This is a genomic window from Motilibacter aurantiacus (assembly GCF_011250645.1).
GTDB lineage: Bacteria > Actinomycetota > Actinomycetes > Motilibacterales > Motilibacteraceae > Motilibacter_A > Motilibacter_A aurantiacus.
The window spans coordinates 51418-73893 of the sequence record NZ_JAANNO010000001.1; the positions used below are offsets into that span (position 1 = coordinate 51418).

Genomic DNA, 22476 nt, shown 5'->3' on the forward strand with positions numbered 1-22476 from the left:
GCACACGACGAACGACGCACCTCCCGGAGCGGAGGTGCGTCGTTCGTCGTTCGGGGTCGGAGGCGGGCCGCGCCCGGAGCGGGGCGCGCCCGTCAGACCCGCGGGATCGAGGTCTCGTGCTCCTCGACGTGCCCGTCGAGCGTGACGATCTCGCCGTGGCCGACGTTCTTGTTGTGCTGCAACGAGCTGAGCAGGGCCGCGCCGATGAAGGCGACGCCGATGAGGCCGGTGATGACCTCGGGGACCTCGTGGCCGATGGACACGAGCATGATGACCGCGAGCGCGCCGATGGCCCAGTGGGCGCCGTGCTCGAGGTAGATGTACTGGGAGAGCGTTCCCTTGCGGACCAGGTAGACGGTCAGCGAGCGGATGTACATCGCGCCGATGCCGAGGCCGGCCGCGATGATGTAGATGTTGTTCGAGATGGCGAACGCGCCGATGACGCCGTCGAACGAGAACGACGCGTCGAGGACCTCGAGGTAGAGGAAGAGGAAGAAGCCGGCCTTGCCGGTCGCCTTCGCCGCCTGCGACGGGCCGCCGCGACGCGCGGGCGCCGCGTCCTCGCCGTCGTCGGCGATGCCCTGGCTCTCGAACAGCGACCCCAGGCCGTTGACCAGCAGGTACGTCATCACGCCGAGGACGCCGGAGAGCAGCACCTCGCCGGGCTCCTCGGCCAGGGTCTCCGCCGCCAGGGCCAGTGCGCCGAGGCCGAGCACCACCGCGAGCGCGTCGAGCTGGCCGAGCTTGGCGAGCGGGCGCTCGAGGAAGCCCAGCCAATGGTGCTCGCGCTCCTCGTCGAAGAGCCAGTCGAGGAAGAGCATGAGCAGGAACATGCCGCCGAACGCCGCGATGTCCGGGTGCGCCTCGTGCAGGAGGTACGCGTAGGTGCCCTCCTCCTCGGCGCTCCCGCCCTCGTTGGCCAACCGGATCGCCTCGACCGGCGACAGCTGCGCGGTGATGCCGACGATCAGCAGCGGGAAGACCAGCCGCATGCCGAACACGGCGATCGCGATACCGATCGTGAGGAAGATCTTCTGCCAGAAGTCCGACATCCGGACGAGGATCTTCGCGTTGACGACGGCGTTGTCGAAGGAGAGCGAGATCTCGAGGATCGACAGGATGGCGACGAGGACCAGGGCCTCGGGGCCGCCGAGCACCAGGGCGGCTATGAGGCCGACGGCGGTGATGCCGAACGACCATCCGAAGGTACGGAGGATCAACGTCTCTCCTCGAGTGCGACTGACGCTCCGGGCGGAGCTACGGACATTCGGCCGAAGCGTATCCGCGCGATGGGGTCGGTGCGCACGCACGACGGCCCGGCGCCTCGCGAGGAAGCGCCGGGCCGGCGTGGGAAGTGACGGGCGGCCGCCCCGCGGACGGAGCGGCGCGCCCGCCCTGCAGGCGGAGTGCGGGGAAGGTCAGACCCCGACGCCGAAGTCGGAGGCGATGCCGCGTAGGCCCGAGGCGTAGCCCTGGCCGACCGCGCGGAACTTCCACTCCGCGCCGTTGCGGTAGACCTCGCCGAAGACCATCGCGGTCTCGGTGGAGGCGTCCTCGGACAGGTCGTAGCGCGCCAGCTCCTCGTTGTTGTCGGCGTTGACGACGCGGATGAAGGCGTTGCGCACCTGGCCGAAGCTCTGCGAGCGCGTCTCGGCGTCGTAGATGGAGACCGCGAACACGACCTTGTCGGCCTCGGCCGGCATCGCCGGCAGCGAGAGCTTGATCTGCTCGTCGTCGCCCTCGCCCTCACCGGTAAGGTTGTCGCCGGTGTGCTCGACGGCGCCCTCGGGGCTCTTGAGGTTGTTGAAGAACACGAAGTGCTTGTCCGAGAGCACCTTGCCGTCGGCCTTGACGAGGATCGCCGAGGCGTCGAGGTCGAAGTCGGTGCCCGTCGTCGTGCGGACGTCCCAGCCCAGGCCGACGATCGCGTTGTTCAGGCCGGCCGGCCCGGCCTGCTTGGTGAGCGAGACATTCCCGCCCTTGGAAAGGCTGACTCCCACGAGGGACCTCCGGTTGTGATCGTGGGCGAACGTACGCCCAACGTCTTCGTGGCCTTGAACGCCGGGGATACGGCGACTGGTTCCGGAGCCTAGCCCCACGCCGCGTGATCCAGCTCATGACACCGCCCCGCGGGCGGGCGGTCAGCGGGCGCGGGCGGCGCGGATCTCGCCCACGACCGACGCCGCGCCGGCCGCGACCGCTTCGAGCTCGCGCAGGTACGCCTCCCAGTCCGGGTGCGGCCGGTCCTGCACGGACTCGGCCGCCCTGTCGAGCCGCAAGGCGAGCGCGTCCAGCGCCTGCACCCACCGCTGGGGCAGGGGCTCACCCCCGGCCAGCGCCAGCCGCTGGGCGTCGCGGACGGCGAAGCGGGCGGCCTTGAGCGGAGCCGTCGGGTCCGCCACCGCGGCCTCCAGCCGCTCGCGCCGGCGGCCCACCCCCGTCACCGCCTCCTCCGCCTGGTCCAGGGCGTCGGCCGCGGCCGCGACGGCCGCCTCGGCCTCGGCGCTCTCGCCGGCACGGCCGGCTCGGGCGGCGTCGTCGAGCAGGTCGCGGGCCTGGCGCACCCGCTCGGCCGCTCCGGGGAGCGCGGCCTCGACGTCGTGCCAGGAGGAGGCGACGAACCCGCGCCGCAGCGCGGACAGTGCCGGCCCCACGCCCGCCAGCCGGTGCTCGACGGCGTCGGCCCGGGTGCGCAGCGACGACAGCCGGCGGCGTACGGCCTCCCGGCGGCTCGGCAGCTCCTCGGCGGCAGCGCGTGCACGGTCGGCCTGCGCCGCCACCCGGTCCGCCAGCTCGACGGCCGCGGCGACACCGAGCCGCGCCGCGCCGCCGTCGAGCCGGGCGGCGTCCTGCTCGGCGGCGGCCAGCAGCTCGCCGGCGCTGCCGGGAGCCAGCCCGTCCGCCGCCAGCCGGGCGACCGCCTCCCGCGCCGCGGCCAGGGCCGAGCGGGCTGCGGCGACCCGCGGCGGGAGCTGGGCGAGCGCCGCGTCCACGACGGCGAGCGGCGCGGCCGAGCGGGCGGCGAAGGCGTCGAGCTCGGCCGAGCAGCGCCGCATGCGCTCCAGGACCGCCTCGAAGTCCCGCTCGGCCGCGCCCGGCGCCCCGGGGACGTCGTCCTCGTCCAGCGGGTGCGCGTCGATGGCGGCGAGATAAGCCGCGCCGAGCACGTCGGCGGCCCGGTCCAGCGGGGCGAACTCCGCGCGCAGCCGCCCTCCCGGGCCCTGCGGGTCGAGGGTGGCGGCGGCGTCCACGCGTGCGCGGAGGTCGCGCTGGGCGCGGTCCACCGCGTAGAAGGACTCGATCAGGGCGTCCCGCGCCGCCAGGGCACGCTCGGCCTGGGCGTTGCGGCCGCGACGGCCCAGCACCCGATCGGCTCCTTCCGTTGGCTGTCCGGCAACGCTACCCCCGGCGCCCGCCCTGCTCGCCGAACGTTTCCACACCGCTCACCCCGCGGCCACCTGCCCGGCGCGTGCCGTGGCGCCGGCTGAGAGAGCATGGGGATCATGCGAGCCCTCGCCGGACCGCGGACGAGCCTGGCGCCCCAGGTCGTCGCCCACCGCGGAGCCTCCGCCGACGTCGCCGAGCACACGCTCGCGGCGTACGAGAAAGCGATCGCGGACGGGGCCGACGCCCTCGAGTGCGACGTCCGGCTGACCCGCGACGGGCACCTGGTCTGCGTGCACGACCGGACCGTCGACCGGACCTCCGACGGGCGCGGGGTCGTGTCCGCCCTCGAGCTCGCGGACCTGTCCCAGCTCGACTTCGAGTCGTGGGCCGGGCAGGGGCGCTGGCACGCCGAGGGCGTCGACCGTGACGAGCGTGGCGTCCTCTCCCTGGACCGGCTGCTCGGCCTGGTGCGCAGCGCGGGACGACCGGTACAGCTGGCCATCGAGACCAAGCACCCCACGCGCTGGGCCGGCCGCGTCGAGCGCACCCTCTGCGAGCTGCTGGAGCGGCACGGCCTGGCCCGGCCGCGCCCGGGCGAGGCGAGCACCGTCCGCGTCATGAGCTTCAGCACCACTGCCCTGCGCCGGGTCGGCGAGCAGGCGCCCGGCCTGCCGCTGGTGTGGCTGACGAGCCGTCACCGGCTGGGGATGAGCGCGGGCCGGGCGGCCGGCGTGCGCGTCCCCGCGATCGGCGGCCTGCTGGCCGGGCTGCCCGCGGGGGTCGCCGGGTTCGGGCCGAGCATCGGGCTGCTGCGTGAGCGGCCCGAGCTGGTGGAGGCGACCCACCGGCGCGGCCGCGCGGTGCACGTCTGGACGGTCGACGACCCCGCCGACGCCCGCCTCTGCGTCGAGCTGGGCGTCGACGTCGTGATCACGAACCGGCCGGCGGCGCTGCGGGCACAGCTCAGCGGGCTCGGCGTCGGCTGACGCCCGGCCTCAGGCCGCTGCGGCGAGTCGCCGGACCAGCTCGGTGCGCAGCTCGTGGGCCCCGTCCGGGCGGGTGCCCTCGTAGTAGACGCGCCATCCCTCGGCCACCGGGACGGCGCTGACGTAGCGCAGCCCGCCGGGCGGGTGCGGCGAGACCAGCGCCGGCTCGTCCCCGACCGCGGTGAACGTGCCGTCCGGCAGCGTCCCGACCGCGAGCCCGGTCTGCTCCTCCCAGTTCTGCCCGGCCGTGGCCCGGCCGTCGTAGTACGCCAGCAGCCGTCCGCCCTCCTCGACGACGCAGCTGACCCGCACGCCGCGGGCGTCCCACAGCCCGGGCCGGCCGGACAGCGCGGTCCCGCGCCACTGCCAGTCGACGCCGTCGGCGCTCGTCGCGTACTCGGTCGTCATCCGGTCGGTGGCGAGCGGGTCGTCCAGCGGGTGCACCGAGGCCCACAGGTGCCAGAGCCCGCCGTGCCGGACCACGACCGGGTCCTTGGGCGCGGCCAGCTCGGTGCACGGCAGGACGGTCCGTGGCGTCGCCTCGGCGAGCCCCTCCGGCGTGTCGGCCTCCAGCAGGTCGACCCGCCAGCCGCGGGTGCCCGGGATGGCCGCGCTGACGTACATGCGCCAGCGGCCCTCGGGGGTGACGACGACCGCCGGGCGCTCGAGCGACTCGGCCGCGAACGCGTCCTTCCCGACGACCGCGACGGTCTCGAAGCGGGCCCCGTCGGCCGAGCGGGCCAGCACGTTGGCGAACCCGCGGCCCTCGCCCACCGGCCGGCGCAAGCGGTAGGCGAGGTAGAAGACGCCGTCGACGAGGAGCGCGCTCGGGCCGCCGGCCCAGGCGCCGGGACGACCCTCCGGGGGCTCCACCACCACGGTGCCCGCGTCCCAGTCGATCGCAGGCAGCCCCTCCGGAAGCTCGGTCACGGTGCAGTTCCTCCACAAGGGCCGTCGCGAGGTGTCGGGCGGGCTCCCGAGGATCGTCCACCGCCGACCGGGCGCGCAAACGTCCGGGCGGCCCGTCCCGAGGGGCGGACGGTGGCGGTGCGCGAAGCTGGGGCCCATGAGCAGCGAGATCTCCGTCGTCGTCGACGACGCCACCGCCGACGACGTCGAGCTGGCCCTGGCCGGGGCGTACGCCGGCGGCCCGCGGGTGCCGACCGCCGCGGAGCGCGCGGCGTCGGGGCTGCCGCTCGCCGTGCCGGTCCCCCCGGACGCCGTGGCGGAGGGCGGGCGCGTCGTGCTCGTCGACCCCGAGGCCGTCCCCTTCGCCGCCCTGACCGTGACGGAGACGGTGCAGGAGGACGGGCGGGCGCTCGCGGCGGGCCCGCTGGAGCGGCTGCGCCGCCGCAGCCCGGGCATCTTCGCCGCGCTGCGGCTTCCCCCCGAGCAGGCGCGCGCCGAGGCGGACGGGCCGGTGCTCGCCGTCCCGTGCGCCCGCCCGCTGCACGCGCACGACGTGGAGGCGGTCCGCGCGGCCGCCGAGCGGGAGGGGGCGCAGGTCCTGCTGCTCGCCCTCGTCGGTGCGGGGCAGGGCTTCGCGCCCGAGCAGCTGGTGCGGGCGCTGCGCCCGCTCGGGTGGCGGCTCCGGCTCGTCCCGCTCCCGGCGCACCCGGGGCTGGGGCCCGTGGCCGCGGCGGGGCTGGCGGTCCAGGTCGCCGCGGCGTACGGGGCCGGCCGTGTCCTGCTCCCCCACGAGCCCGGGCTCGAGCAGGGGATCGGGGACGCGCCCGCCGTCCCCGTCGAGGTGGGCCCGGCAGGGCCGCTCCCGGCGGCCGAGCTCCGCGAGCTGCTCGACCGCGGGGACCCGCTGCCGCCCGGCTACACCTCCCCCGCGGGCGAGCGCGCGCTCCGGCACGCCCACCCGCCCGCTGCCGAGCGCGGGCTGGTGCTGCTGTTCACGGGGCTGTCCGGCTCGGGCAAGTCCACCATCGCGCGAGCCGTGGTCGAGGCGGTCCTGGAGCGGACGGACCGCACCGTCACGCTGCTGGACGGGGACGTCGTCCGCACCATGCTCTCCTCGGGGCTGGGCTTCTCGCGCCCGGACCGCGAGCTCAACGTGCGCCGCATCGGCTGGGTCGCGGCCGAGATCGCCCGGCACGGCGGCACGGCGGTGTGCGCCCCGATCGCCCCGTACGCGTCTGTGCGCGCGGACGTGCGGGCGATGGCCGAGCGGGCCGGGGCGTACGTCCTCGTCCACGTGGCCACGCCGCTGCAGGTGTGCGAGGCGCGGGACCGCAAGGGCCTCTACGCGAAGGCGCGGGCCGGGCTGATCCCCGAGTTCACCGGCATCTCGGACCCGTACGAGGAGCCGGCCGACGCCGACCTGGTGCTCGACACCTCCGAGATGTCCCTGGAGGAGTGCGTCGAGCGGGTCTGGCGGCTGCTCCGGGCGCGGCGTCTCGTCGGGTGACCGCAGGCGGAAACGGCGTGCCACCGCGCGCGCCGGCCGATACGGTGCCCGGAGGGCAGCCGTGGGGGACGCCGGCGGCAGGGGCAGCCGTGAGAGAACGCCGGGGGCGACGTGAGCGACGCAGCCAGGGCACGCCGGAGGCGTCCCTCGATGGCCGACATCGCCAGCGTGCCCGCGCAGCGGCCGAGCGTCACGCACCTGGTGGGCGGTGCCCGCGGCTTCCTCGAGGCCGTGGTGCCCGGCGCGCTGCTCGTCTCGTTCTACCCGCTCACCAACCGGCTCGGGCTCTCCCTCGGCGTGGCGCTGGCCGCGTCGGCCGCCGTGGCGGCGGTCCGGCTGGCCCGGCGCGAGCGCCTCGTGCCCGCGATCGGCGGGCTCGTCGTCACCGGCGCCGGGGCCGCGCTGGCGCTGCGCTCCGGCAACGCCGAGGACGCGTACCTGCCCGGGCTCGTCGGCACGCTCTTCCTGGTCGTCGTCTGCCTCGGCTCCGCCGCGCTGCGCTGGCCGCTCGCCGGCCTGCTCCTCACGCTCTTCGGCGGGCAGCCCGTGTCCTCCTGGCGCGGCGACCCCCGCCGGCTGCGCAACTACCGCGTCGTCACGACCGTGTTCGGGCTCGGGTACGCCGTCCGCGCCTGCATCCAGTGGCCGCTCTACCTGGCCGGCTCCTTCACCGGCATGGGCATCGCCAAGCTGGTCCTCGGGATGCCGCTGTACGCGGTGTGCGGGCTGCTCTCCTGGGCCTGGCTGCGCCGGCTGAACCGGCGCGACCCGCAGGTCGTCATCCCGCGGCAGGCCCGGCCGGGGCACGACACGGCGCGCCCGGCCCTGGACGCCACCACCGCGCAGTAGCCCTGCGGCGGCGGCCCGCTCGCGTCCTCGCCGCGCGGTGGCACACTTGACGGAATGGCAGGCTGGCCCGGAGACGGTGAGAGCTCGCGGCCGGACGGCCCTTCCGACCGGCGCCCCGAGGACGCCTGGGAGTGGCGCGTCCCCGATGACGCGAGGGAGCTGGAGCCCGACCGGCAGGCGTGGCTGCGCGAGCAGCGCGAGCGTGCGCGGGCGAGCACCAGGTCCCCCGGACGGCGCCGGCTGCGCGCCGCGCTCCCATTCCTCGTCATCGCCGCCCTCGTCCTCGCGCTGAGCGCCCCGGCGCTGCTGCTGTCACCCCAGGCCCCGCGCGGGACGCTCCCGCTCGCCGCCCGGCACGGGAGGGTCGCCACCGTCGGGGGTCTGCTGCCCGATGTGCAGCTGCAGACCCTGGGCGCCCGCGCGACGAGCGCACGCAACGCCCGTGCGGCGGTCGTCGTGGTGCTGCCGTCCGGCGGGTGCGACTGCCATCCGCTCGTCCTGGACGTCGTGGGCCGGGCGCGCGCCGTCGGGGTCTACCCGTGGCTGGTGAGCAGCGGGAACGAGCAGCTGGCGGCCGACGAGTTCGCGATCGCCACCCGCCGAGCGCGTGGCGTGGTCGCGCAGGACCCGGGAGCGTTGCTCTGGCGCGCGCTCGGGGCCTCCGAGCCGACGCTCGTCCTCGTCCACGCCGACGGCATCATCGCGGCGATCGAGCCGGCCGACCGGCAGAGCCTGCCCGCCCTCGGCCAGTGGCTCGACGAGCAGCTGCCGGGCCTGCTGCGGCCGGGGCCGGTGCCGGACACCGCCCACGCCTGACCCCGCGAGCGTCGCCTCGCGCTCACCTTCCGGACACGAGCGGGCGGGGCCCGCGCAACCCGGCGGCCCTAGCTTCCGCCCCATGCCTGCCACGTTCCGCACCGCCTCCCGGCGCGTCGCCGCGCCTGCGGCCCTCGCCGTCCCGCTGCTCGGCCTCTGCGCCCTGCCCGTGACGACGGCCGACGCCGCCCCGCCCCAGCCCGCGCAGGAGCTGCCGCTGGGGCCGGCGGGCCTCGTCGAGACCCGGTCGACGCAGGCCCTGCAGCCGGGCGTGACGCTCACCTCGATCGTCCGTGGGGCCGCCGACGCCGCCACGTTCTGGACGGTCGAGGTGCAGGTGCCCGCCGGCGGCAGCGCGGGCGGGGCCCGCGCCGCCCTCGGCACCGCGGCCGACGCCCGGGCGCTCGCCGCCCGGCTGGCCGCGGCCGGCCTCGAGCCCCGGGTCGAGCCGGTCGAGACGCCCGCGACGGCCGACTTCGCCGGCGGGGTCATCGGCCACCGCGTCCGGGTCGGGCAGCTCGCGACGCAGGCTCAGGCCTCCGCCGTGCAGTCGCGCCTCGGGGCCGCCGGCTTCCCCGGCGCGTCCACGGTCTTCACCGGCTGGGACGGCGCCCCCACCGACCGCGGCCCCTGGAAGCTGCAGGTGCTCACCGTCGACCCGCGGGCCTTCACCGGATCGCTCGTCGCGTCGTACGGCCCGGACCTGCGTGACCGGGAGACGACGAGCGCGCTCGGCCGCGCGGCCGGCGCCACCGCCGCGGTCAACGCCGGCTACTTCGTCCTCGACACCGCCTCCGGCGCCCCCGGCGACCCGGCCGGCGCCGGCGTGTACGACGGGGAGCTGCAGAGCGAGCCGGTCGGCGACCGGCCGGTGCTGGTCGTCCGGGAGGGCGCCCGCGGCACCCGCGTGGCCCGGGTGACCTGGGACGGCTCGGTCCTGGCCCCCCGAGGCACCCGGCTCGCGCTGGACGGCGTCAACCGGGTGCCCGGCCTGATCCGCAACTGCGGAGGGACGGCCGACGACGCGCCCGTCGGCAGCGCCCCGCGCCACGACACCACCTGCACCGACCCGGACGAGCTGGTCGCGTTCACCGCGGCGTACGGCCCGACGACCCCGGCCGGGGCCGGCGTCGAGGCGGTCCTCGACGCGCACCAGCGGGTCGTCGCAGTGCGCTCCCCGCGGGGCGGGGCGCTGCCGCCCGGCGGCCGGTCGGTGCAGGCGACGGGCACGCAGGCCGCGGCGCTGCGTGCCGTGGCCACCGTGGGCAAGCGGCTCCGGCTGCAGGCGACGCTGCGGGACGAGGACGGGCGGGTCGTCCGCCACTCGGCCGGCACGTCGGTCGTCAACGGCGGCCCCGAGCTCGTCCGCGACGGGGACCTGCACGTCACCGTCGCCCGCGACGGCATGGTCCGGCCGAACGACCCGTCCTTCTACTACGGCTGGGCGGCCAAGCGGAACCCGCGCACGCTCGCCGGTGTGGACGCGTACGGGCGGACCGTCCTCGTCACCGCCGACGGGCGCAGCACCGCGAGCCTCGGCCTGTCCATCCCCGAGGCCGCGCAGGTGGCGAAGGCGCTCGGCCTGCGCGACGCGCTGAACCTCGACGGAGGCGGCTCGACGACCATGGTCGCCCGCGGTGCCGTCGTGAACACGCCGTCGGACGCCGGCGGCGCCGAGCGCCCGGTCGGGGACGCGCTGCTGGTGCTGCCCCCGACGCCCTCGCAGCGCCGGGTGCCCTGACCCGTACAGCAGAATGCGTCATCGTGCCAGTACGCGATCGGCACGATGACGCATTCTTGCGATAGAGCCGCGACGATGCCGCGATCTGCCGAGCTCGGGTGGGGCGGGCGCGCGGGTGGGGCCGGGTCGTCAGTCCTGGCCGGTGGTGTTGAGCATGCCGGCACCGACGGTCCGGTTGGTGGCCTCGTCGATGAGGATGAACCCGCCGGTGTTGCGGTTGCGGCCGTACGGGTCGGCGAAGAGCGGCACGGTGGTGCGCAGCCGGACCCGGCCGATGTCGTTGAGCCCCAGCGACTCGACGCCCTCCTCGCGGTGCAGGGTGTTGACGTCGAGGCGGTACTGCAGCTCCTTGACCATGGCCCGGGCGGACCGGGTCGTGTGCTTGACCGCGAGCTTCTGCCGGGGGCGCAACGGCTCGTCGGTCATCCAGCAGACCATCGCGTCGACGTCCTGGGTGACGCTCGGGGTGTTGTGCGGGCGGCAGATCATGTCGCCGCGGGAGATGTCGATCTCGTCCTCGAGCCGGATCGTCACCGACATCGGCGAGAACGCCTCCGCCACCGGGCCGCCGGGGCCGTCGATCCCCGCGATGCGCGAGGTGAAGCCGCTGGGCAGCACCATCACCTCGTCGCCCGGCTTGAACACGCCGCCGGAGACGGTGCCCGCGTAGCCGCGGTAGTCCGGGAACTCGCGCGACTGCGGACGGATGACGTACTGAACAGGGAAGCGCGCATCCACGAAGTTGCGGTCGCTGGCGATGTGCACGTGCTCGAGGTGGTGCAGCAGCGACGGGCCTTCGTACCACGGCATGTTCTTCGACCGGTGGACGATGTTGTCGCCCTCGAGCGCGGAGATCGGGATGATCTGCACGTCGGGGAAGTCGAGCTTGGAGGCGAACCCCGTGAACTCGGACGCGATCTGCTCGAAGACCTCCTGGGAGTAGTCCACGAGGTCCATCTTGTTGACCGCGACGACGAGGTGCGGCACGCGCAGCAGCGACACCAGGAAGGAGTGCCGGCGGCTCTGCTCGAGGATCCCCTTGCGGGCGTCGACGAGCACGATGGCCAGGTCCGCCGTGGAGGCGCCCGTGACCATGTTGCGGGTGTACTGGATGTGGCCCGGGGTGTCCGCGATGATGAACTTGCGCCGCGGGGTGGCGAAGTAGCGGTACGCCACGTCGATCGTGATGCCCTGCTCCCGCTCGGCGCGCAGGCCGTCCGTGAGCAGCGCGAGGTTGACGTAGTCGTTGCCCGCGCTCGCGCGCTCCACGGCTTCGTACTGGTCCTCGAAGATGGACTTGCTGTCGTAGAGCAGGCGCCCGATCAGCGTGCTCTTGCCGTCGTCCACCGAGCCGGCGGTCGCGAACCGCAGGATGTCCATGTCAGAAGTAGCCTTCCCGCTTGCGGTCCTCCATGGCGGCCTCGCTCACCTTGTCGTCCCCACGGGTGGCGCCGCGCTCGGTGAGCCGGGTCGCCGCGACCTCGGCGACGATCTTCTCCAGCGTGTCGGCGTCCGACCGGACCGCTGCGGTGAGGTTCGCGTCCCCGACGGTGCGGTAGCGCACGGTCTCGACGGACGACGTCTCGCCCTCTCGGAGCGCGATGAACTCGTTGACGGCGTAGAGCATCCCCTGCCGGTCCACCACCTCCCGCTGGTGCGCGAGGTAGAGCGAGGGGATCTCGATCGACTCGGCGAGGATGTAGTTCCAGATGTCGAGCTCGGTCCAGTTCGACAGCGGGAAGACGCGGATCGACTCGCCCATGTGGATGCGCCCGTTGTAGAGGCTCCACAGCTCCGGCCGCTGGTTCTTGGGGTCCCACTGGCCGAACTCGTCCCGGAACGAGAACACCCGCTCCTTCGCGCGCGCCTTCTCCTCGTCTCGCCGGGCCCCGCCGAACGCGGCGGTGAAGCCGTGCTTCTCGATCGCCTCGAGCAGGACCGGGGTCTGGATCCGGTTGCGCGAGCCGTTGGGCTCCTCGCGCACGAGGCCGCGCTCGATCGCGTCCGGCACGGAGGCCACGAGCAGCTGCACACCGAGCTCGGCGGCACGCTTGTCGCGGAAGGCCAGCACCTCGGGGAAGTTCAGCCCCGTGTCCACGTGCAGCACGGGGAACGGGATGCGCGCCGGCCAGAACGCCTTCTCCGCCAGGCGGAGCATGACGATCGAGTCCTTGCCGCCGGAGAAGAGGAGCACCGGCCGCTCCAGCTCCGCGACGACCTCGCGGAAGATGTGGATCGACTCGGCCTCGAGCGTCTTGAGCTGGCTCAGCCGGTAGTCGGGGCTCGCCTGCGGGGTGCCCTGCGCGTTGGTCATCTCGCCCTCAGTCCTTCCGGCCCGTTGCCGTGTCGCCGCCGCTCAGGGAAGCGATGGCCGCCAGCACCGCCTCGGCGAGCTCGGGGCGGCACACCACCAGGTCCGGCAGCGACGGGTCCGGGCGATTGTAGGCAAGCGGCGAGCCGTCGACCCGGCTCGTGTGCAGGCCGGCCGCACGCGCCACGGCGACGGGCGCCGCGGAGTCCCACTCGTACTGGCCGCCGGTGTGGACGTACGCGTCGGCCTCGCCGCGCACCACGGCGGAGGCCTTGAACCCCGCCGACCCCATCGGGACGAGCTCCGCGCCGAGGACCTCGGCCACGCCCTTGACCAGGTCGGTCGCCCGGCTGCGGCTGACCGCGAGGCGGGGCGCGGCCCCGGCTGCGCGGGCGGGCGGCGCGGTGACGTCGTCGGTGGCCAGCACCAGCCCCTTCGCGCCGAGCGCGGGCAGCGCGACCGCGCCGTCGGTCAGCTCGCCGTCCTGCCACAGCGCGACGTGCACCGCCCAGTCGTGGCGGCCCTCCTCGCCGTACTCCCGGGTCCCGTCGAGCGGGTCGACGATCCAGACGCGGCGCGCCTCGAGCCGGGCGGGGTCGTCGAGCGCCTCCTCCGACAGGACGGCGTCCTCGGGGCGCAGCCGGGCGAGCAGGTCGGCGATGACGGCCTGGGCGGCGGCGTCGGCGCGGGCCCGCAGGTCGGGCACGCCGGCCGCCGTGGCGCGCAGGGCGAGCAGGGCGTCACCGGCCTCGGCGGCGACGGTGCGGGCGACGGAGACGTCGGAGAGAGCGGACACGCGGGCCTTCCGTCGACTACAGGAGCTCGGTCTGGCGGCGCAGGATGCGGGCCGCGATGCCCGCAGCGGGCGGACGTGCGTCGTGCGCGACCGCCCAGCCGGTCGACGTGCGAGTGTACTGAGCGCGCGGCCCGTCGAGGGCGAGCGCGCGCAGGCCCCCGGCCAGCGCGTCGATGTCGGCCTCCGTCGTCGCCACGCCGATGCTCGCCCGCACCGCCGTCCCGGTCGCGGCGTCCTCGCACCCGGTCACCGGCTGCTCGCAGCCCAGCAGCGCGTCGACCAGCGGGTGCGCGCAGAACCGGCCGTGCCGCACCCCGACGCCGTGCTCGGCCGACAGGGCGGTCGCGAGCAGCGCCGGGTCCCAGCCGTCGACGGTGAACGTGGCGACGCCGATCCGCTGGGCCGCCTCGCCCCACAGGCGGTGCACGGTCAGCCCGGGCACCGACTCCAGCGCCGCCTCCAGCCGGGCCTGCAGGGCGTGCTCGCGGCGCTGCAGGGCGGCGAGCCCCACGGCCTCGAGCTCGGCGCAGGCCACGGCGAGGGCGACCGCGCCGAGCACGGTGGGAGTGCCGCCCTCGTGCCGGCCCGGGCCGGTCACCCACAGCTGGCCCCGCGCGGTGACCGAGGTCGTCGCCCCGCCGCCGGGAAGGTACGGCGACGCAGCGTCCAGCCAGTCGGCCCGGCCGGCGAGCACGCCCGCGCCGTACGGGGCGTAGAGCTTGTGCCCCGACACCGCCACCCAGTCGGCCCCGAGCGCGGCCAGGTCGACGCCGCGGTGCGGGGCGAGCTGCGCCGCGTCGACCGCGACCCGGGCCCCGTGCCGCCGCGCGACCGCGACGATCTCCTCCAGCGGCCACAGCTCCCCGGTGACGTTGCTCGCCCCCGTCACCGACACCAGGACCGGGCCGGGCAGCCCGGCGAGCGCCGCGTCGAGCAGGTCGAGGGCGGCCAGCGGGGACCGCGGCACCGGGAGCAGCACGTGCCGGCCGCCGCGCTCGGCGTGCGCGCGCCACGGCAGCAGGTTCGCGTGGTGCTCCGAGGCGTACGAGACCACCGTCGTGCCGGCCGGCAGGCAGTGCGCCAGCAGGGCGAAGGCGTCCGTGGTGTTGCGGGTGAAGACCACCTGGTCACCCGGCCGGCAGCCGAGGAAGCGCGCGACGCCCGCCCGCGCCTGCTCCAGGAGCTCGGTGCTGACCTGGGAGGCGTAGCCCGCACCGCGGTGGACGCTCGCGTACCACGCCAGCGCCTCGGCCACCGCGTCGGCGACCGCCCGGAGCGCGGGTGCCGAGGCGGCCACGTCGAGGTCGGCGTACGTCGCGGTGCCCCCGGTCGCGAGCGGCACGACACGGCCGGCTCCGACGACGGGCAGGGGGCGGCCGGGCACGCGGGAAGTGGTCGGCGCGAGGGGGCGCTCGTCCAGCAGCGTCACGGGGTGCTCCTCGAGGTCGGGGACCTGCGAGGCTGCTCTCACGGGTCCGCGCTTGCCGGGCGCGCCGCGCGCTCGGCCAGGTCGTCACCCGGAGCACCCCACCGCGGAGGAGGGTTGCCGGCCAGCAAGCCGGGGCTGAACGCTGGCACTCGTGACCTGCGCCCAGCATGGCACAGCGCGTCCCGGCCCGCACAGGCCTGTCCGGGTGATGGGACGGCCGTCTCACCGCGAGACGGCCGCCCGGGGCGGTCACCGGCCCGGCTAGGCCTGGCGGTAGCCACCGTCCTCCAGCCCCGCCTCGACCTCGAACCGGTTGGCCTCCGCCTCGCGTCCCGCCCGCAGGTAGAGCCAGGCGAAGCGGAAGCCGTAGCGCCGCCACTGGTCGGCGTGGACCGTCTCGTGGCGGATCCGCGCAGCGCTGCGCGCCCGGTCGCCGTCCCCGGTGAGATAGGTGTCGCCCCACGTGACGCCGCCGCGCGGGTACGCCCGCTTCGGCAGCCCCCAGCAGACGTGCAGCCCCTCGCGCTGCTCGTGGCGGGCACGGAAGAGCCGGGCGTACGCGCGGGCGAGCCGGCCGACGAGCTCGGCCTGGCGCCGCGCGCGCTCCGGGTGCACGCCCGGACGCTAGCGCGCTCCCCTCGCATCGAGAAGGGCCCGGGAGAATCGCCGTCATGAACGACGCCGCGATCCGCCCCGCCCGCTCCGACGACGTGCCCGCCATCCTGGGCCTGATCCGGGAGCTCGCGGACTACGAGCGCGCGTTGGACGAAGTGCTGGCCACCGAAGAGCAGATCACTGAAGCCCTGTTTGGCGAATCGCCTCGCGTCCACGCGCACGTCGCCGAGCACGAGGGCGCGGTCGCAGGCTTCGCCCTCTGGTTCCTCAACTTCTCGACGTGGCAGGGCCGTCACGGCATCTATCTCGAGGACCTGTACGTCCGCCCCGAGCTGCGCGGGCAGGGCTACGGCAAGGCGCTGCTCAGCACGCTCGCCGCGCTGTGCGTCGAGCGCGGCTACGCCCGGCTCGAGTGGTCGTGCCTGGACTGGAACGAGCCGGCCCGCGGCTTCTACCGCTCGATGGGCGCCGAGCCCATGGAGGAGTGGACCGTGCACCGGCTCAGCGGGGACGCACTGGCCGCCGCCGGCAAGGCCTGACTCAGCCGACCGCCGCCCCCGCGCCCCAGCCGGCCACCGCCGCGGCGAGCCCCGCCACGACGCTCGCCACGACGTACAGCAGCGCGCGGGCGGCGTGTCCCTCCTCGGTGAGCCGGAGCGCCTCGTAGCCGAACGTGCTGTAGGTGCTCAGCGCGCCGCAGAACCCGGGCCCGACGAGCGCGACGACGCGCGAGCCGGCATGCCCGTCGGCCGCCAGGGAGGTCAGCGCCCCGAGGACGAGGCACGCGGCCACGTTCACGAGCAGCGTGCCCCAGGGGAACGCCGTGCCGAGCCGGCGCTGCACCGCGCGGTCGACCAGGAAGCGTGCCGGGGCGCCGACCGCGGCGCCGAGCGCGACGAGCAGCGCGGTCATCGCAGAACCCTCCGAGCCGCGGCGGTGCCGAGCCACACGGCCGACAGGGCAGCGGCCAGGGTGCCGAGGACGTAGCCGAGAGCGGCGAGCGGCCGGCCGGCCTCGGCCAGCCGGTGGGCGTCGACGGCGTACGCGGAGAAGGTGGTGTAGCCGCCGAGCACCCCGACGCCGAGGAACGGCCGGGCCAGCCGTGGCGGGGCCGCGGCCCGCCCGAGCACGGCCATGAGCGCTCCGATCAGCAGGCAACCGCTGGCGTTGGCCAGCAGGGTGGCCCAGGGGACGGCCCCCGACGGCTGTGCGAGCAGGACGCCGAGGCCGTAGCGGGCCTCGGCTCCCAGCACACCGCCCGCGGACACGGCCGCCACGACGGCCCGGTCGGCGCCCGCCCCGCCGGGCGCGGCGCGGCCAGGGCCCGTCGGCGGCGGATCGGGCAGGGCGTCGTCCGGCACCTGCGGATGCTAGATCGGGCTCGTGGAGCGGCCCTCCCCCGCAGGCGCGCCGCGGGTTCGTCGTCCCCGAGGCGGACGGGTAGCGTGGGCCTGCGGGGCGGTCGCCCCTTTCGGCACGCGAGGAGTCCGGTTGAGCGAGAGCGCCCTGTCAACGGTATCGAGGCCGGAGAGCCCAGCCGGCGACATCGTCGAGGTCACCCTGCCGGCGTCGAGCGCGTACCTCTCGGTGCTGCGCACCGCCACCGCCGGCCTCGCCGCGCGGCTCGACTTCACCCTCGACGAGATCGAGGACCTTCGGATCGCGGTCGACGAGGCCTGCGCGATGCTCCTCCCCCAGGCGGCGCCGGACGCCGAGCTGGTGTGCCGCTTCGCGCTCGAGGAGGACGCGCTCGAGGTGACGGTGCGCGCCCCCACGACGCGCGGCGTCCAGCCCGAGCGCGACACGTTCTCCTGGACCGTGCTCACCGCGCTCGCCGGCGAGGTGGACGCGGGGATCGACGAGGGCCTCACCGTCTGGATCTCGCTGCACAAGCGCCGCGGCCTGCCGACGGGCTCCGGGTCGTGAGCGCCTCCCGACCGGTCGCCGACCGTCCGGGCACCGCCCCGGGCGAGGAGCTCCCCGCCGCGAGTGAGCCGGCCGCCGTGGACGCGGCAGCAGCCGACGCCGCTGCTGCCCCGGCGGAGCTCGCCGAGGCGGCCGAGCCCACCGTCCCCGCTCCGACGACCTCCGGGTCCAGCGGCATGGGCGTGGACCGCGAGCGGACGCGGGCGCTGTTCGCCAAGCTCACCTCCCTGGAGGAGGGCAGCGCGGAGCGCAAGCGCGTGCGCGACGCCCTCGTCGAGCAGCACCTCCCGCTGGTCGAGCACCTCGCGCGCCGGTTCCGCAACCGCGGCGAGCCCTACGACGACCTCGTCCAGGTCGCGACCATCGGGCTCATCAAGTCGGTCGACCGCTTCGACCCCCAGCGCGGGGTCGAGTTCTCGACGTACGCCACCCCGACGATCGTGGGCGAGATCAAGCGGCATTTCCGCGACAAGGGCTGGGCCGTACGCGTCCCGCGCCGCCTGCAGGAGCTACGCCTGACCCTCACGCAGGCCACCAGCGAGCTGTCCCAGCGCAACGGCCGCGCCCCGACCGTCGCGGAGCTGGCCACCCAGCTGGGGATCACCGAGGAAGAGGTCCTCGAGGGCCTGGAGTCGGCCAACGCGTACAGCACGCTCTCGCTGGACGCCAGCGACCAGGGCGACGAGGACTCGGTGGCCGTCGTCGACACGCTCGGCGTGGACGACGAGGCGCTGGAGGGCGTGGAGTACCGCGAGTCGCTCAAGCCGATGCTGGAGAAGCTGCCGCCCCGCGAGCAGAAGATCCTCCTGCTCCGCTTCTTCCGCGGCATGACCCAGTCCGAGATCGCCGCCGAGGTGGGCATCTCGCAGATGCACGTCTCGCGGCTGCTCGCCCGCACGCTCGCGCAGCTGCGCGAGGGGCTGCTCACCGAGGACTGACGCGACCCCGCGCGACGCGCCCCCGCACCGGGCTGCGTCGTGCGCAGGATCGGCAGGGCGGGCTCCGGTCGGAGCCCGCCCTGTGACGTTCACGGAGCCCGGCAGCTCCGTCCGGCACGGCCGGCCCCCGGCCTCAGGCTGCCTGGTCGGGAGCCTCCGGCGAGGAGGCGTCGTCCCCGCGCTCGCGGACGAGCAGGCCGCCGACCCCCGGCGCGAGGGCGAGCACCAAGCCGGCCACCCCGACGAGGAGGACCGGCACGGCGATCTGCGGCTCGTCCTGGCTCAGCGAGTCCCAGCCGACCGGAAGCGCGAGCAGCGAGGACAGCACGGCGGGCGCCCGCGCCCAGCGCCGCCGGCGCAGGACGGCCCGGGCCGCGACGAGCAGCGTGCCGCCGTACAGGAAGAACAGTGCGACGAGGAACGCCCACAGGAGCGGGTTGCCGGCCCCGTCGGCGATCACGTCCACCAGCACGACCGCGCCGACCACGACGAGCGCGAGCCCCTCCAGAGCGACGCAGGCGGCGAGGGCGAGCAGGCCGCCGGTCGGGGCCGCCGCGGGAGCGGGTGCCGTCGTCTCGCCGGGGTCGGGGTTCACGAGCCCTGACGATAACGGCCCTATCCTGGGCCGGATGCGCGCCCTGCTCGTCGCCAACCCCGCGGCCACGACGACCACCACCCGGGCTCGGGAGGTCATCGCGCGGGCGCTGGCGAGCGACCTGAAGATCGACACCGTCTCGACCGAGGGCCGCGGCCACGCCGCCGAGCTCGCTCGTCAGGCCCGGGCGGACGGGGTGGACGTGGTGGTCGTGCTCGGCGGGGACGGCACGGTCAACGAGGCGGTCAACGGCCTGCTGGCCGACGGCCCGATCGGGGCCGGCCCCGCGCTCGCGGTCGTCCCGGGCGGCAGCACCAACGTCTTCGCCCGAGCCCTGGGCCTGCCCGGCGAGCCCGTCGAGGCGACCGGGCAGCTGCTCGAGGCCCTGCGCGAGGGGCGGCGCCGGCGGGTGTCGCTCGGCCGGGTCGACGGGCGCTGGTTCACGTTCACGGCCGGCATCGGGCTGGACGCCGCGGTGGTCGAGCGGGTCGAGGCGGCGCGCGCGGCCGGGACCGTCTCGACGCCCGCGCTCTACATCCGCTCGGCGGTCCGCGAGCTGTCCGGCCGGAACGGCGTGCCGCTCACGCTCGAGCAGCCAGGCCGGGACCCGGTCGAGGGGCTGCGCCTGGCCGTCGTCGCCAACACGCGGCCCTGGACCTACCTCGGCCGGCGCCCGATCGACCCGTACCCGGAGGCGGCGCTCGATGCCGGGCTGGCCGTGTTCGGGCTGCGCAGTGTGCGCCCGCTGCCGGTGGCGCGGACCGCTGCGCAACTGCTGTCGGGAAGACGCCCGCCGCATGGTAGGCAAGTCATAACTGTGGGTAACGTGAGTCGCGTGACGCTCACCGCATACTCGGACGTACCTCTACAAGTCGACGGCGACTACGTCGGCCGGTCTCGACGCTTCGTGGTCGAGTCCGTGCTGGCGGCTCTGCCGGTGTTGACCTGAGGAATCGGGTATCCGACGGTTGAACCCCGAGCAGAGGGGATAGACCGGAACCTCAAGGGCCTCAGCAATGGGGTTCCGTGATCTGGCTGTGATGTAGTCGACAGCGCACGCCCGCGGTAACAGGCCGGAAACCCTTGTGAACCCCACGAGCCGGTGGAAGGCTGAACTCCGGCGCCCGCGACCCGGGCGCCGACCTGTGCGCGTCGACCGCAGATCGCTCGCGAACGACGACCAGGGGCGGCTCGAGAATCCATCGGGCCGCTGCTCGACGACGAGGGGGCTTCTCGCCCCCCCGCATGACCTGCGAGGAGTGGAAACGCATGGACTGGCGCCACGAGGCTGCCTGCCGTGACGAGGACCCCGAGCTGTTCTTCCCGATCGGCAACACCGGCCCTGCGCTGCTGCAGATCGAGGAGGCCAAGGCGGTCTGCCGTCAGTGCCCTGTCACCGAGTCGTGCCTGTCCTGGGCGCTCGAGTCGGGTCAGGACGCCGGTGTCTGGGGCGGGCTCAGCGAGGACGAGCGCCGGGCGCTCAAGCGTCGCGCAGCCCGCAGCCGAGTACGGACGGCCTGACTCCCGCTCCGGCGATAGCTGTTCCCCCTTCCCCCGAACGAGTCGCACGCACCGGTGACGAGCACGGCCGGGCCTCCGGCCTTTCCCGTCCCGGGGCTCGTGTCCCGAGAGCCTCGGCGGTAGCCCCGCCGGGGCTCTCGCCGTCATCGACATAGTGGCACCCCCCGGGCCTGGCTAGTGCACCGGGGGGTCGCTCGTTCGGGGGACTTTCCCCCCGGGCCGACCCGTCCGGACGAACGGCCGGTGCTCGCGCGCAGCCGGCCGTCGTCGCGCCGTCAGAAGGCAGAGGCGTCGGGCCCGGGCGGTGATACCGGAACGGTCAAGGAGACCGTGGCAACGGTGCCCCCGCCCTCGCGCGGGGCCAGGGTCAGCTCGCCGCGCAGCTCGGTCCGGACCAGCCCGGTCACGATGCGCAGGCCCAGGTTGGCCGAGCCGTCCAGGGAGAACCCTGCCGGCAGGCCGGGCCCGTTGTCCTCCACGGTGACGCGCAGGGCAGGGCCGCGGCGTGCTGCCGCCATCTCGACGTCCCCGCCGCCACCGGGCCCGCAGCCGTGCTCGACCGCGTTCGCCAACAGCTCGGTCAGCACGAGGGCGAGGGGCGTCGCCACCTCGGCAGGCAACGTGCCGAACTCCCCCGTCCGACGCAGCCGCACCGGCGCCCCCGCCGTCGCGACCTCCACGACCCCTGAGGCCAGCCTTCCAGCCACCTCGTCGAAGGCGACCTGGCCGTCGGCCGAGCGGGAGAGCGTCTCGTGGACCACTGCGATCGACCCGACGCGGGAGACCGCCTCGGCGAGCGCCGCGCGCGCCTCCTCCGCCTGCACCCGGCGGGCCTGCAGCCGCAACAGCGCGGCCACGGTCTGCAGGTTGTTCTTCACCCGGTGGTGGATCTCGCGGATCGTCGCGTCCTTGGAGAGCAGCTCCTGCTCCCGGCGCCGCAGCTCCGACACCTCGCGCACGAGGACGAGCGCACCCACCCGCGTGCCGCGGGCCAGCAGCGGGATGGCCCGCAGCAGGACCACGGTGCCGTTGACCGCGACCTCGCCCCACCGGTGGGAGCGGCCGCCGACGACACTCTCGAGCGCTTCGTCGACGGGCTCCTGATGGGGCGCGAGCGCGGCGGTCGCCCGCCCGAGGTGAGCGCCGACCAGGTCGGCGGTGACGCCTAGCCGTCGGTAGGCCGACAGGGCGTTGGGGCTCGCGTAGGTCACGTAGCCGTCGGGGTCGAGCCGGAGCAGCCCGTCCCCCACTCGCGGGGAGGACGCGCCGTCCCCCTCGCCGGCCAGCGGGAAGCAGCCCTCGGCGATCATCCGGGCCAGGTCGTTGGCGCACCGCAGGTAGGTCAGCTCGAGCCGGCTCGGCGTGCGCGCGGTCGCGAGATTGGTGTGGCGCGTGATCACGCCGATGACCCGGCCGGCACGCACCACCGGGACGGTCTCCTCGCGCACGGGGACGTCCGCGCGCCACTCCGGGTCGCGCTCGCGGCAGATCCGGCCCTCGTCGTACGCGGTGTCGACCTGCGTCCGGCAGCCGCGCGGCAGCACCTCGCCCACCACGTCGTCGACCAGCAGCGTCGGGCCGGTGGTCGGGCGCATCTGGGCCACCGCGACGTAGGCGCTGCCGTCCGCGTACGGCACCCACAGCACCAGGTCGGCGAAGGAGAGGTCCGCGAGCAGCTGCCAGTCGGCGATCAGCGCCTGCAGGTGGTCGAGGTCGGCCTCGTCGAGCGCCGTCCGCTCGCGGGCGAGGTCCGTCAGCGTCGGCACGACAAGGAGGGTACGTCCCGCCGGATCACGCGGCGGGCGGGGCGAACACGCAGAACTCGTTGCCCTCCGGGTCGGCCAGCACGACCCAGTCCTCCTCCGGCACCGCGCCCTCCCCGCGCAGCACCGTCGCGCCGTGCGCCACGAGCTCGCGCCAGTCCCCCTCGACGTCGAGGTGGACCCGGTTCTTCCCCGACTTGGGCTCCGGCACCTGGTTGAACCACAGCCCGGGACCGCTCACGCCACCCGGTGGGACGATCGGGACAGCCGTCCAGCCCGGCCGGGCGTCCTCGCGCACGTGGTAGCCGAGCACGGGCGCCCACCAGCGGGCCAGCGCGTGGGCGTCCGCGGCGTCGATGCAGACGTCCTTCAAGCTCCCCTTCACGG

The 22476-nt window shown here is 75.4% G+C and carries 24 protein-coding genes and 1 riboswitch; of the genes, 10 read left to right on the forward strand and 14 right to left on the reverse strand.

Annotated features, from left to right (window positions below; genetic code table 11):
* Nucleotides 1-92: 92 nt before the first annotated feature.
* The 3 genes from G9H72_RS00240 to G9H72_RS00250 all read right to left on the reverse strand — a co-directional run bounded on the left by G9H72_RS00240 (nt 93) and on the right by G9H72_RS00250 (nt 3365).
* The gene (locus G9H72_RS00240; RefSeq protein WP_166166011.1) at nt 93-1220 is read right to left on the reverse strand and encodes a DUF475 domain-containing protein; all 1128 of its coding nucleotides are present in this window, start codon (nt 1218-1220) and stop codon (nt 93-95) included.
* A gap of 198 nt (nt 1221-1418) precedes the next feature.
* Nucleotides 1419-2000: a TerD family protein gene (locus G9H72_RS00245; RefSeq protein ID WP_166166012.1), complete on the reverse strand. Its 582-nt coding sequence runs from the start codon at nt 1998-2000 to the stop codon at nt 1419-1421.
* A 141-nt stretch (nt 2001-2141) separates the two neighbouring features.
* Nucleotides 2142-3365: a molecular chaperone DnaJ gene (locus G9H72_RS00250; RefSeq protein ID WP_166166013.1), complete on the reverse strand. Its 1224-nt coding sequence runs from the start codon at nt 3363-3365 to the stop codon at nt 2142-2144.
* 138 nt (nt 3366-3503) lie between these two features.
* Between G9H72_RS00250 and G9H72_RS00255 the strand changes: the two genes are divergently transcribed.
* A complete protein-coding gene (locus G9H72_RS00255) occupies nt 3504-4373 on the forward strand; it encodes a glycerophosphodiester phosphodiesterase (protein WP_166166014.1) in 870 nt (289 codons plus the stop codon).
* Nucleotides 4374-4382: 9 nt separating this feature from the next.
* On the opposite strand, the gene G9H72_RS00260 is transcribed toward G9H72_RS00255, so the two are convergent.
* Nucleotides 4383-5303 carry a glycoside hydrolase family protein gene (locus tag G9H72_RS00260; protein WP_231126154.1) on the reverse strand — a complete coding sequence of 307 codons (921 nt, stop codon included), beginning with the start codon at nt 5301-5303 and terminating at the stop codon, nt 4383-4385.
* Nucleotides 5304-5439: 136 nt separating this feature from the next.
* Between G9H72_RS00260 and cysC the strand changes: the two genes are divergently transcribed.
* From cysC to G9H72_RS00280, 4 genes are all read left to right on the forward strand, one after another.
* A complete protein-coding gene (cysC, locus tag G9H72_RS00265) occupies nt 5440-6789 on the forward strand; it encodes an adenylyl-sulfate kinase (protein WP_166166016.1) in 1350 nt (449 codons plus the stop codon).
* A gap of 150 nt (nt 6790-6939) precedes the next feature.
* A complete protein-coding gene (locus tag G9H72_RS00270; protein WP_166166018.1) occupies nt 6940-7638 on the forward strand; it encodes a DUF3159 domain-containing protein in 699 nt (232 codons plus the stop codon).
* 54 nt (nt 7639-7692) lie between these two features.
* On the forward strand, nt 7693-8454 hold the full coding sequence (locus tag G9H72_RS00275) for a hypothetical protein (RefSeq protein WP_166166020.1): 762 nt from the start codon (nt 7693-7695) through the stop codon (nt 8452-8454).
* Nucleotides 8455-8536: 82 nt separating this feature from the next.
* On the forward strand, nt 8537-10195 hold the full coding sequence (locus tag G9H72_RS00280) for a phosphodiester glycosidase family protein (RefSeq protein ID WP_166166022.1): 1659 nt from the start codon (nt 8537-8539) through the stop codon (nt 10193-10195).
* Between the two features lie 129 nt (nt 10196-10324).
* On the opposite strand, the gene G9H72_RS00285 is transcribed toward G9H72_RS00280, so the two are convergent.
* From G9H72_RS00285 to G9H72_RS00305, 5 genes are all read right to left on the reverse strand, one after another.
* Nucleotides 10325-11575 (reverse strand): sulfate adenylyltransferase subunit 1, encoded by a 1251-nt coding sequence (locus G9H72_RS00285; protein WP_166166024.1) that lies wholly within the window; start codon nt 11573-11575, stop codon nt 10325-10327.
* A 1-nt stretch (nt 11576) separates the two neighbouring features.
* Nucleotides 11577-12509 carry a sulfate adenylyltransferase subunit CysD gene (cysD, locus tag G9H72_RS00290; protein WP_166166026.1) on the reverse strand — a complete coding sequence of 311 codons (933 nt, stop codon included), beginning with the start codon at nt 12507-12509 and terminating at the stop codon, nt 11577-11579.
* Nucleotides 12510-12516: 7 nt separating this feature from the next.
* Entirely contained in the window at nt 12517-13302 is a 786-nt protein-coding gene (locus G9H72_RS00295; protein ID WP_166166028.1) for an inositol monophosphatase family protein, read from the reverse strand.
* Between the two features lie 16 nt (nt 13303-13318).
* On the reverse strand, nt 13319-14731 hold the full coding sequence (locus G9H72_RS00300; RefSeq protein ID WP_331271854.1) for an aminotransferase class V-fold PLP-dependent enzyme: 1413 nt from the start codon (nt 14729-14731) through the stop codon (nt 13319-13321).
* Between the two features lie 43 nt (nt 14732-14774).
* Nucleotides 14775-14888: riboswitch (SAM riboswitch) on the reverse strand.
* 104 nt (nt 14889-14992) lie between these two features.
* Nucleotides 14993-15346 carry a hypothetical protein gene (locus G9H72_RS00305; RefSeq protein ID WP_166166030.1) on the reverse strand — a complete coding sequence of 118 codons (354 nt, stop codon included), beginning with the start codon at nt 15344-15346 and terminating at the stop codon, nt 14993-14995.
* Between the two features lie 56 nt (nt 15347-15402).
* On the opposite strand from G9H72_RS00305, the gene G9H72_RS00310 reads away from it, so the two are divergent.
* On the forward strand, nt 15403-15885 hold the full coding sequence (locus G9H72_RS00310) for a GNAT family N-acetyltransferase (RefSeq protein WP_166166032.1): 483 nt from the start codon (nt 15403-15405) through the stop codon (nt 15883-15885).
* A 1-nt stretch (nt 15886) separates the two neighbouring features.
* On the opposite strand, the gene crcB (G9H72_RS00315) is transcribed toward G9H72_RS00310, so the two are convergent.
* The gene (crcB, locus tag G9H72_RS00315; protein WP_166166034.1) at nt 15887-16258 is read right to left on the reverse strand and encodes a fluoride efflux transporter CrcB; all 372 of its coding nucleotides are present in this window, start codon (nt 16256-16258) and stop codon (nt 15887-15889) included.
* Complete coding sequence (gene crcB / locus G9H72_RS00320) at nt 16255-16707, reverse strand: fluoride efflux transporter CrcB (protein WP_166166036.1); 453 nt, start codon at nt 16705-16707, stop codon at nt 16255-16257. Before crcB (G9H72_RS00320) ends, crcB (G9H72_RS00315) begins: the two co-directional genes overlap by 4 nt.
* A 145-nt stretch (nt 16708-16852) precedes the next feature.
* On the opposite strand from crcB (G9H72_RS00320), the gene G9H72_RS00325 reads away from it, so the two are divergent.
* Together G9H72_RS00325 and G9H72_RS00330 are read left to right on the forward strand one after the other, a co-directional pair.
* Nucleotides 16853-17272: an ATP-binding protein gene (locus tag G9H72_RS00325; RefSeq protein WP_166167605.1), complete on the forward strand. Its 420-nt coding sequence runs from the start codon at nt 16853-16855 to the stop codon at nt 17270-17272.
* Nucleotides 17269-18210, forward strand: coding sequence for an RNA polymerase sigma factor SigF (locus G9H72_RS00330; protein ID WP_331271855.1), 942 nt, complete (start codon nt 17269-17271; stop codon nt 18208-18210). Before G9H72_RS00325 ends, G9H72_RS00330 begins: the two co-directional genes overlap by 4 nt.
* 133 nt (nt 18211-18343) lie before the next feature.
* On the opposite strand, the gene G9H72_RS00335 is transcribed toward G9H72_RS00330, so the two are convergent.
* Entirely contained in the window at nt 18344-18805 is a 462-nt protein-coding gene (locus G9H72_RS00335; protein WP_166166038.1) for a hypothetical protein, read from the reverse strand.
* A gap of 34 nt (nt 18806-18839) precedes the next feature.
* On the opposite strand from G9H72_RS00335, the gene G9H72_RS00340 reads away from it, so the two are divergent.
* Both G9H72_RS00340 and G9H72_RS00345 read left to right on the forward strand, forming a co-directional pair.
* Nucleotides 18840-19754, forward strand: coding sequence for a diacylglycerol/lipid kinase family protein (locus G9H72_RS00340; RefSeq protein WP_166166040.1), 915 nt, complete (start codon nt 18840-18842; stop codon nt 19752-19754).
* Between the two features lie 320 nt (nt 19755-20074).
* Nucleotides 20075-20326 (forward strand): WhiB family transcriptional regulator, encoded by a 252-nt coding sequence (locus G9H72_RS00345; protein ID WP_166166042.1) that lies wholly within the window; start codon nt 20075-20077, stop codon nt 20324-20326.
* Between the two features lie 275 nt (nt 20327-20601).
* On the opposite strand, the gene G9H72_RS00350 is transcribed toward G9H72_RS00345, so the two are convergent.
* A complete protein-coding gene (locus tag G9H72_RS00350) occupies nt 20602-22092 on the reverse strand; it encodes a histidine kinase N-terminal domain-containing protein (protein ID WP_166166044.1) in 1491 nt (496 codons plus the stop codon).
* 25 nt (nt 22093-22117) lie between these two features.
* Nucleotides 22118-22474, reverse strand: coding sequence for a VOC family protein (locus G9H72_RS00355; RefSeq protein WP_166166046.1), 357 nt, complete (start codon nt 22472-22474; stop codon nt 22118-22120).
* Between the last annotated feature and the right edge of the window lie 2 nt (nt 22475-22476).

Bases quoted from the DNA above. Each gene is read 5' to 3' on its own strand.
- G9H72_RS00255 (WP_166166014.1), top strand. From the start codon at position 3,504: ATGCGAGCCCTCGCCGGACCGCGGACGAGCCTGGCGCCCCAGGTCGTC.
- cysC (WP_166166016.1), top strand. From the start codon at position 5,440: ATGAGCAGCGAGATCTCCGTCGTCGTCGACGACGCCACCGCCGACGAC.
- G9H72_RS00270 (WP_166166018.1), top strand. From the start codon at position 6,940: ATGGCCGACATCGCCAGCGTGCCCGCGCAGCGGCCGAGCGTCACGCAC.
- G9H72_RS00275 (WP_166166020.1), top strand. From the start codon at position 7,693: ATGGCAGGCTGGCCCGGAGACGGTGAGAGCTCGCGGCCGGACGGCCCT.
- G9H72_RS00280 (WP_166166022.1), top strand. From the start codon at position 8,537: ATGCCTGCCACGTTCCGCACCGCCTCCCGGCGCGTCGCCGCGCCTGCG.
- G9H72_RS00285 (WP_166166024.1), bottom strand. From the start codon at position 11,575: ATGGACATCCTGCGGTTCGCGACCGCCGGCTCGGTGGACGACGGCAAG.
- cysD (WP_166166026.1), bottom strand. From the start codon at position 12,509: ATGACCAACGCGCAGGGCACCCCGCAGGCGAGCCCCGACTACCGGCTG.
- G9H72_RS00310 (WP_166166032.1), top strand. From the start codon at position 15,403: ATGAACGACGCCGCGATCCGCCCCGCCCGCTCCGACGACGTGCCCGCC.
- crcB (WP_166166034.1), bottom strand. From the start codon at position 16,258: ATGACCGCGCTGCTCGTCGCGCTCGGCGCCGCGGTCGGCGCCCCGGCA.
- G9H72_RS00340 (WP_166166040.1), top strand. From the start codon at position 18,840: ATGCGCGCCCTGCTCGTCGCCAACCCCGCGGCCACGACGACCACCACC.
- G9H72_RS00345 (WP_166166042.1), top strand. From the start codon at position 20,075: ATGGACTGGCGCCACGAGGCTGCCTGCCGTGACGAGGACCCCGAGCTG.